We start from the raw sequence: 8,042 nt of genomic DNA on the forward strand, positions 1-8,042 counted from the left end.
GCTGATCCCACAGGACGTTCACCTCGTCGAGGTTCGGGTTGCCCGGAGACCTGTCCTGATGGATCAGCGCGTCGATCACATGGGATACCGGGATGTCGCGCACGCCTACGCCCAGGCTCACCACGAACAGGACGACCACTGCGGCGATCGCGACTGCCATCGCGATCGTCCGCAGGCGGTTTGACCGCATGAGTCCCTGGGGAGCCTCGTCGTCGGCCGCGCGCGTCGTGTCGTGGTCGGTAGCGGTCAGCTCTTGACCTTCGCTGCCGCGGCACGGAGGGCGTCACGGACACCCGTGTCGTCGAGCACGTAGTTCATGTTGAGGTACGTGGGCGTGCCCGCGGCCTCGGCGAGCGGCTTGTTCTCGACCGTGCGTCCGTCCTTGACCACTGCGAGGTTCTTGAACACTGTGTTCTCCGTGATCTCCTTGCGGTCGGCGTAGAAGTTCAGGATGAGGATGTCGCGATCGAGCGACGAGAGGTCTTCCAGCGACGGCTGAGCCGGGTCGCTCGACGGCGGCGGGACGAGGCCGAACATCTTCAGGTAGTTGGCGACATATGGCTCGACGGAGTCGTTGGAGATGCCGCCGCCGATGTACTGGACCGCGAGTGCTGCGGTCTTGCCGACGACGGACGGGTTGTCCTCACGCCACTGGGCTGCCTTCGCGTCGGTGTCCTTGATGACTTTCTCCGCCTCGTCCTCCTTGCCCAGAGCCTTGGCGACGGTGCGCAGGAAGGTCGCGGAGTCGACGTCGCTCGGCGAGGTGAACGGCTTCGGGAAGGTGACGACCGGAGCGATCTTGCTCAGCTGCTTGTAGGTGTCGTCCATGTACCAGCTGCCGACTGCCAGAATCAGGTCGGGCTTGGCCTTGACGACGTCCTCGGTGCGGATCTCGTACGAGGTGCCGGTCCAGATACGTTCAGGATCGGCGTCCGCTTCCTTCAACGCGTCCGTGGTCCACGTGTTGAACGGGAACTCTTTGTACTCGGCGACCACGCTGGGGGTCACGCCGAGGACCTGTGCGGCGTTGAGGTCGGCCTCGGAGACCGCGAGGATCCGCTTCGGAGATACCGGCACGTTCGTCGTCCCGAACGCGTTCTCCATGGTGAACGACGCCCCGCTGCCGGAGTCGGAGTCGTCGGAGCCGCACGCTCCGAGCAGGCTCGCGATCAGCGCGACGAGAGCGATGAGAACAGCGGTCGTCACGGCACGCCGCTTCCGCGGCGCACGCGTGGGAATCGTCTGATTCATGGGGGTTGTTTCCTCCGAGGTAGGGCCGGCCGATCCTCTTGTCGACCGACAGCGGGCTAAGCGTAGCCTAAGCTCCCTGACGGCCGCGCGACCAGGCGGCCCAGATCTCGCTGTACCGCCCGCCCGCGACGACGAGTTCGTCATGCGAACCCTCTTCAACCACGCGGCCGCGAGACATGTGGATGATGCGATCGGCGGCGGCGGCCTGACTGAGACGGTGCGCGATGATCAGCGCAGACCTTCCGTCCAGGACCGCGTCCGCAGACTCCTCCAGAACACCTGCTCCGACGCTGCCCGCGTCCGCGGTGGCCTCATCGACGATCACGACATCCGGGTCGAGCAGATCGATCCGGGCCAACGCCAGCTGCTGCGCCACCATCGCATCGACCTGGTCGCCGTTCTCCCCGACGATCGTGTCGAGCCCGTCGTCGAGCCCGCGCGCCCACGTCGCCGCTCCGGCCTTCTCCAGCGCCGCCCAGAGACGCCCGTCGTCCGCCCCGGGTGCCGCCAATTGCAGATCCTCCCGGAGGCTCCCGGAGAACACGTGAACCTCCTGGGTCAGGAGAGCCACTCGCCGCGCTCGGTCGACGTCGGGGATGTCTCCGATCCGGACGCCTCCCAGAGTGACGGCACCGCGCGCCGATGGGTGGATGCCTGCGAGCACAGTGGCCAATGTGCTCTTGCCCGCACCCGACATCCCGACGAGCGCCACGTGCTCGCCCGGTGCGACGCTCACCGACACGTCGTGCAGAATCGGATGCTCCGGCACGTAACCGAAGTCGATCCCGCGAGCGACGAGCCCGGTTCCGTCGTCCGCGGCCGCGTCTGCGGCGGACTCGTCGGCGCGCGGCAGATCGAGGACGCCGACGATGCGCCCGAGCGCTGCCGCACCCGCCTGCAGGTCGTCGAGCACATACATGACCTGTCCGATCGGATCGAACAGTGCGAGGAAGAAGAGCATGGCTGCGGTTGTCGCACCGACCGTGACCACTCCGTCCCCGACGAGAACGAAGCCAACGACGAGGATCACCGCCATTCCGATGAACTCGCCGAGGTTGAGTCGTCCTGCGAGACGATTCTGCAGAACCGTCGCCTGCATCGATCGTCGGACCACCGCCCACGAGTGTCCGTCGATCCGAACGCTCAGTGGAGCCCCGAGATCGAACGCCCGCACAGTCGTCAGCCCCTGGACGGGACCGAGAACGTGGTGTGCACGGTCGGCGGCCGCAGTCCGCTCGGCGGCGTAGATCGCGGGGGCACGCCGAATGTACATACGCGCGGTGAAGAAGTAGAGCGGCGCGGTGACGACCGCTACCAGCAGGAACCTCCAGTCGATCGCGGCGAGACCGATCACCGTCACCACCACCCCGGCCTGGGCCATGAGCATCGACGGCAGCGCCTTCCCGATGGCTTCGCTGACCTTGTCGACGTCGTCGGTCGCGCGAGACAGAACGTCGCCGGTACCCGCCGCTTCGACACGGGCCACCGGAAGTCGGAGCACGGTGGCGAGCATGTCCTCACGGAGTTCTGCCAGGACGGATTCGAAGACGGACGCGGCCGCTGCGATACCGATGCCCGCGCATGCCGCGCACGCGATCGCGGCCGCGATCATGAACACGGCTCGGACGATGACGTCCGAGGTGTCGCCGCCGTGTGCCACCGTGTCGACGATTGACCCGAGCAAGCGCGGTGTGACCAGCCCGAATCCACCGGACGCTGTCATCGCGACGACCACGAGTGCGAGACGCAGCCGATGACGTCCGAGATGGGACAGGAGCGCTCGAGCCGTGCGGCGCCAGTCGGCGACGGGCAGGTAGTCGTGCACCGGTTGCGTGGTCATCGGGCCATCTCCTGCGGTGTCGATTCGAGCGAGATCAGAGTGTCGGCGGCGGCCAGCCAGGCCGGTGATTGTGTGAACACGATGGTCGCGGTGTGCGCGCGGGCCGTCCGAACTCGCTCGACGACGGTTGCCTCCGTCACCGAGTCGACAGCTGTCGTCGGGTCTGTGAGCACGAGAAACGCCGACTCGGCGGCGAGGGCTCTGGCCAGACCGACACGTTGCCGCTGCCCTCCGGAAAGCATCTGTCCGGCCTCCCCGACCGGCGTGTTGAGTCCGTCGGCGAGGACCTCTGCGACGTCGTCGCAGGCTGCCGCGAACACAGCGCGGGTCACGGTGTCCGATGCATCGGGTCCGTCGGCGACCACCGCGGAGATGTTCTCGACGACTGATCCTTCGAACAGGTGCGGGGTGTGCGGGACGACGCGGATGGTCGCCCGACCCGTCACGTGGTCAAGGACGGCGACGTCGACGCCGCCGACGTGTAGGAGCACGCCGTCGACCGTCTCTTCACGAGCCATCGCCGCCGCCAACTGCCGACCGACGGCCTGCTCGGCGGTGATCACGGTGAGCCCGGCCTCCGGAACGTGGATGTCCGGGAGTTCGGGATGCCCGGTGATCGCGAGAGGACCTGCCGCACCGGAGCGGTCGCCCGCGCGGATCGCAGGGCCGGCCTGCAGCACAGAAAGGACGCGTGCCGCACTGGGCACCGCGCCGTTCCACACGGCTCCGAAGTTGGTTCCGAGAGCGTTGAGCGGACCCATGATGAACTGGGTGAGTCCGACGACCGTGATTAGTTCGCCGAGCCCAATGGTCCCGCCGACCGCCATGATTCCGGCGGCGAGGCCGACTGCGATCACGAAGATCGCGGACACGGCCTGCAGCAGAGCAACGTAGGCGCCCTCGGTCCGCATCGCGGCGATCGCGTGATCGCGTGCCCGGGAACTGGCGGTGCGGTAGCGGCGTGCCGCCTCGCCCTCCGCGCCGATGCCTTTGAGGACACGGAAGCCCGCGACGAGGTCGCCCGCCGTTCCGGCGGCAAGACCGACCGACTCCTGCTGCTGTTCTGTCCGTTCGCGCAGCGGCGCGCCCGCGCGGTCGAGCAGCCAGAACATGACGGGAGCACCGACGAGAACCGCCACGCCCAGGGGCCACGAGATCCAAAGGAGGGTGACGCCGGCGACGATGACCGAGGACATCTCGCCGACCGGGAAGACGGCGAGGAGTACCGCGCGCGAGAGCCGCGCTACGTCGGAGGTTGCGATGCTCAGGGCGGTGCCGGGCAGTCGGGCGGGACCGTCGGTTCCCGCCGGATCGAGCATCCGGTCGGTCACACGCATCCGGAACTGGTGCTCGATGACGTGCAGGGCGTACACGGCCATACGGTCGCCGAAACGCCATGTCAACGACAGCATCACGAAGTCTGCGGCCAGCACCGCACCCCACAGGAGGAGCGCGTCCCAGTCCTGCGCGAGGACCGCCCGGTCTATCGCCAGACCCATGATCACGGGGACGAGGGCCTCACCGACGAAGTGGGCGATGACCAGGAGCATCGCCGGAATCGCGTAGCGGTTCGCACCCCACATAGTGCGGAGGACGAGCGTGCGCGGCGTCGTCTGGTCGTCGACCGGAACCTGTGTTCCGCGTTCGGCCGGCCGCTCACCGGCCAGCAGCCCGGGTCCGAACAGTCGTTGCGCCAAGCTCGTCTCGGAGCCGGTCATCGTCATCATTCCTTCTCGTCGATCGTCGATCCGTCCAGGTGCAGCCCGTCCCGCCATGCGCGAGCGAGGTCGCCCGCGACGGTGGCGTCACTCGACCCGATAACCGAGAGATGCATCCCCCCGTCGTCGGCAACACGGTACCGGGCGACGATCGGGTATCGGCGTTCCACACCTTCTGCACGATCTGGTTCGGCAGTCGCGCCGTACAGCCTCGTCACGAGGACGTCGGCGGCCGGTCGCCGCCGCATGGCTTTGCGCACCGCCGGTACGTGCAGTTGGGCCAGCGCATGCCAGTGTCGGCTCTCCGACGCTCCCGAATATTCCAGCGGGACAGTAGGCGTCAGTGGGCCGGCCGCACGGTCGCCCACGCCAGGTATCGCGCGCAGATCGGTTTCAACGTCGATGAGCGCATCGTCGCCGAGCACCGTGCGCACCGCGGCGGCGAGCGCACGCTCCACATCGCTGAGTTCTGCCGCATCCCTGTCGGGGGCAGTCGAGTAGGCGTGGCGGTCGTCGTGCTGAGCGGCGCCGTCCAGCGCGTCGGCGACGTCTATGACTGAGGTCCACTCGTCGTCGGTCGCTGTGGCGGCGGCAACCGCGACCGCGTGCAGCGAGGCCCTGTCGAGCGCGAGCGCATGCGCGGCGAGTACGAGATGAGCCGAATCGTCGCCGTCGACGGCGACTGCGGCCAGACTCCGCCCCTCGGCAACGTCGACGGCGGCTCGCGCCGCGCCCGCGGCGTCCGCGAGCGCTTCGGCTAGCGACGCACCGGAGCCGTCGGCGACGGTCAGAATGATGCCATCCGTGTCACCGCCCGCATCTGCGGCCCAGATCAGTTTATTGCGGGGGATCACACGCATCGTCGCGGCGTCGAGACGCTCGCCGATCCGGGAGAGTCGGCCGCGGAGGTCGTCGACAGACGGTCCGTCGGTGTATTCGATCGCTTCGGTGTAGACCAGATCGGCGGGGCTGAGTCCGGAGGTGCGGATCTGATGGAGGACGGGAGTCGGTGGGACGGGAGTCCGTTCGGTTGTTCGAGCACCTGCTACCGCGAGTGCTTCCGCGGTGCGGTGGCGGAAGACGTCCTGGGTCGTCAGCGTCAGCCCGCTGCGCAGCGCGCGAGCGACCACTGCGACCGAACTGATGCTGTCGCCCCCGAGAGCGAAGAAGTCGTCGTCGGCAGCCACCGCGTCTCGCCCGAGCACATCGCCGATGATGTCGACGAGTGTCTGTTCGGTCTCGGTCGCCGGCCCTCGCCTCGTCGACGCCGACACGCTGGACGGATCCGGCAGTGCCGCTCGGTCGACCTTGCCGCTCGGAGTCAGTGGCAGTGCGTCGAGGACCACGATCTGGTCGGGGACGCTCTGTCTCGGCAGAGTCGAAGCGAGCCGCTGCATGAGCCGCTTCTCCGATACCGCTCCCCCCGGTGCGACGACGTAGCCGACGAGGCGGGACGGTTCGCCGACTGCGGCGGCGACAGCGCCGGTCACACCGTCATCATCGAGGAGTGCCGCTTCGACCTCGCCGGCCTCCACTCGCATCCCACGGATCGAGAACTGCAGGTCGGCTCGACCGTGGAGAACGAGCCTGCCGTCCGGTGTCCACGCCGCGAGATCACCGGTCCGGTACATCCGGTCGCCGGGCGCACCGCCCGGATCGGGGACGAAGCGTGTGGCGGTCAGACCGGGCGCACCGTGGTAGCCGCGCGCGATCTGCGGTCCGGCCGCGTACAGTTCGCCGATCACTCCCGATACGACCGGGCGCAGCCAGCGGTCGAGGACGGCCACGCGCGACTGCGCCACAGGTACGCCAACGGTCACCTCCTCGCCGGGCACCACTGCGCCGGCCGTGATGTCGCCGGCTACCTCGGAGGATCCGTAGAAGTTGACGACCTCGCGACCGTCGCCGGCGACCAAGTCGACCACGTCCGCGGTGAGGGGTTCGGCGCTCACGATCCACCGGCCGATGGAGGCGACGCGGTCGGCGCAGTCGCGCCGAAGTACCGCCGCCGCGCTGGGGACGGTCGTGATCTCGGCTATCGACCACTGCCCGATCAGATCCGCCAGCGCGTGCAGATCGTGCGTCTGGTGCGCGTCGGCGACGACGATGCCATCGGCGGTGAATGCGGCGGCGAGGAGCTCGGTGAGTCCGTCGACGAAGCTGAGCGAGCTCTTGACCAAGCGGGCCTCTCGGCGATCGCCGTCCGGATGCTGCCATGCCATGCGGGCTGCGACGGCGCGCTGCGTCCCGAGGACCGCTTTGGGCACGCCCGTTGACCCGGAGGTGAACAATAGGTAGGCACCGTGGTCCGGTCCGACCGTCCCCCGGACGATCGGTACTGGCACGGCGTCGTCTCTGGTCAGCCGGTAGTCGGCGTCGATGACTGTCGCAGGCGCCGCGGCGACGAGCATGTGGGCGATACGGTCGGCTGGGTACGCCGGGTCGATCGGCACGAGGACCGCGCCGACTGCGATCACCGCGAGGCTCGCGCAGACCAGGTCGACACCACGGTCAAGCTTCACTGCGACACGGTCATCCGGCCCTATTCCCTCCGCGAGCAGGGAGTCTCGGAACGCGGTGGCACGGGCGACGACCTGCTGTGCGGGTGTCGTCGTCCCCGACACCACGACGTCGGGCAGAGTTCCGAGTGCGCGGGCGACCCTGTCGGCGATGGTCGTCGATGGCGTCTGTGTCTGGGGCGGGAGCGGCGGGGCGCCCGCGGATGCCGATCCGAGTGCGAGCAGGGCACGGCCGGTCGTGTCGGCATCAGATCGCGCCAGCGCCCCGAGCACCGCGTCGAACAGCTCCGCGGTCTGGTCGGCCGGACGGTCGCCGAGTTCGTCACGCTGGTTGGTGACCGTCACCGAGACGGTGTCGTGCACGCCGACCATGACCGTAAGCGGATAGTGGGGCGCCTCGATTACGTCGATCGCGCCGAAGGCGAATCCCGGGTCGACGTCGTCGGTTGACGGCTCCGGCAGATTCTCGACCACGAGGAGCGTGTCGAACAGTGCGCTCACGCCTGCGGCCCGGTGCAGTTCGGTGAGCGGAATATGCGGGTGATCGGCGACCTCGCCTGCCCATCGGGCATGTTCGTCGACGGTGTCGGTGAGTCGTCGCGACGGCGACCAGCGCACGCGGGCTGGCACAGTGTTCACGAGCAGCCCGACGACGTTGTCGACTCCTTGCCCTCGTCCGGAGACGACGGTGCCGAACGTGACGTCGGTGCGCCC

4 protein-coding genes are annotated in these 8,042 nt (G+C 68.4%); all 4 read right to left on the reverse strand.

Annotated features, from left to right (window positions below; genetic code table 11):
* Positions 1-246: 246 nt before the first annotated feature.
* Entirely contained in the window at positions 247-1,206 is a 960-nt protein-coding gene (locus tag ACTIMF_RS18805) for an ABC transporter substrate-binding protein (RefSeq protein WP_442351807.1), read from the reverse strand.
* 112 nt (positions 1,207-1,318) lie between these two features.
* On the reverse strand, positions 1,319-3,091 hold the full coding sequence (locus tag ACTIMF_RS18810; RefSeq protein ID WP_442351808.1) for an ABC transporter ATP-binding protein: 1,773 nt from the start codon (positions 3,089-3,091) through the stop codon (positions 1,319-1,321).
* Complete coding sequence (locus ACTIMF_RS18815; protein ID WP_442351809.1) at positions 3,088-4,809, reverse strand: ABC transporter transmembrane domain-containing protein; 1,722 nt, start codon at positions 4,807-4,809, stop codon at positions 3,088-3,090. The genes ACTIMF_RS18810 and ACTIMF_RS18815 overlap by 4 nt, the downstream gene beginning before the upstream one ends.
* 5 nt (positions 4,810-4,814) lie before the next feature.
* Positions 4,815-8,042, reverse strand: a 3,228-nt coding sequence (locus ACTIMF_RS18820; RefSeq protein ID WP_442351810.1) for an AMP-binding protein, incomplete at its 5' end; no start/stop codon positions are given.

The sequence above is a fragment of the Gordonia sp. (in: high G+C Gram-positive bacteria) genome, from assembly GCF_052106715.1.
Classification (GTDB): Bacteria; Actinomycetota; Actinomycetes; order Mycobacteriales; family Mycobacteriaceae; genus Gordonia.

What these genes read in the sequence shown, in the direction of transcription:
- ACTIMF_RS18810 (WP_442351808.1), bottom strand. Translation starts at nt 3,091, where the DNA reads ATGACCACGCAACCGGTGCACGACTACCTGCCCGTCGCCGACTGGCGC.
- ACTIMF_RS18815 (WP_442351809.1), bottom strand. Translation starts at nt 4,809, where the DNA reads ATGACCGGCTCCGAGACGAGCTTGGCGCAACGACTGTTCGGACCCGGG.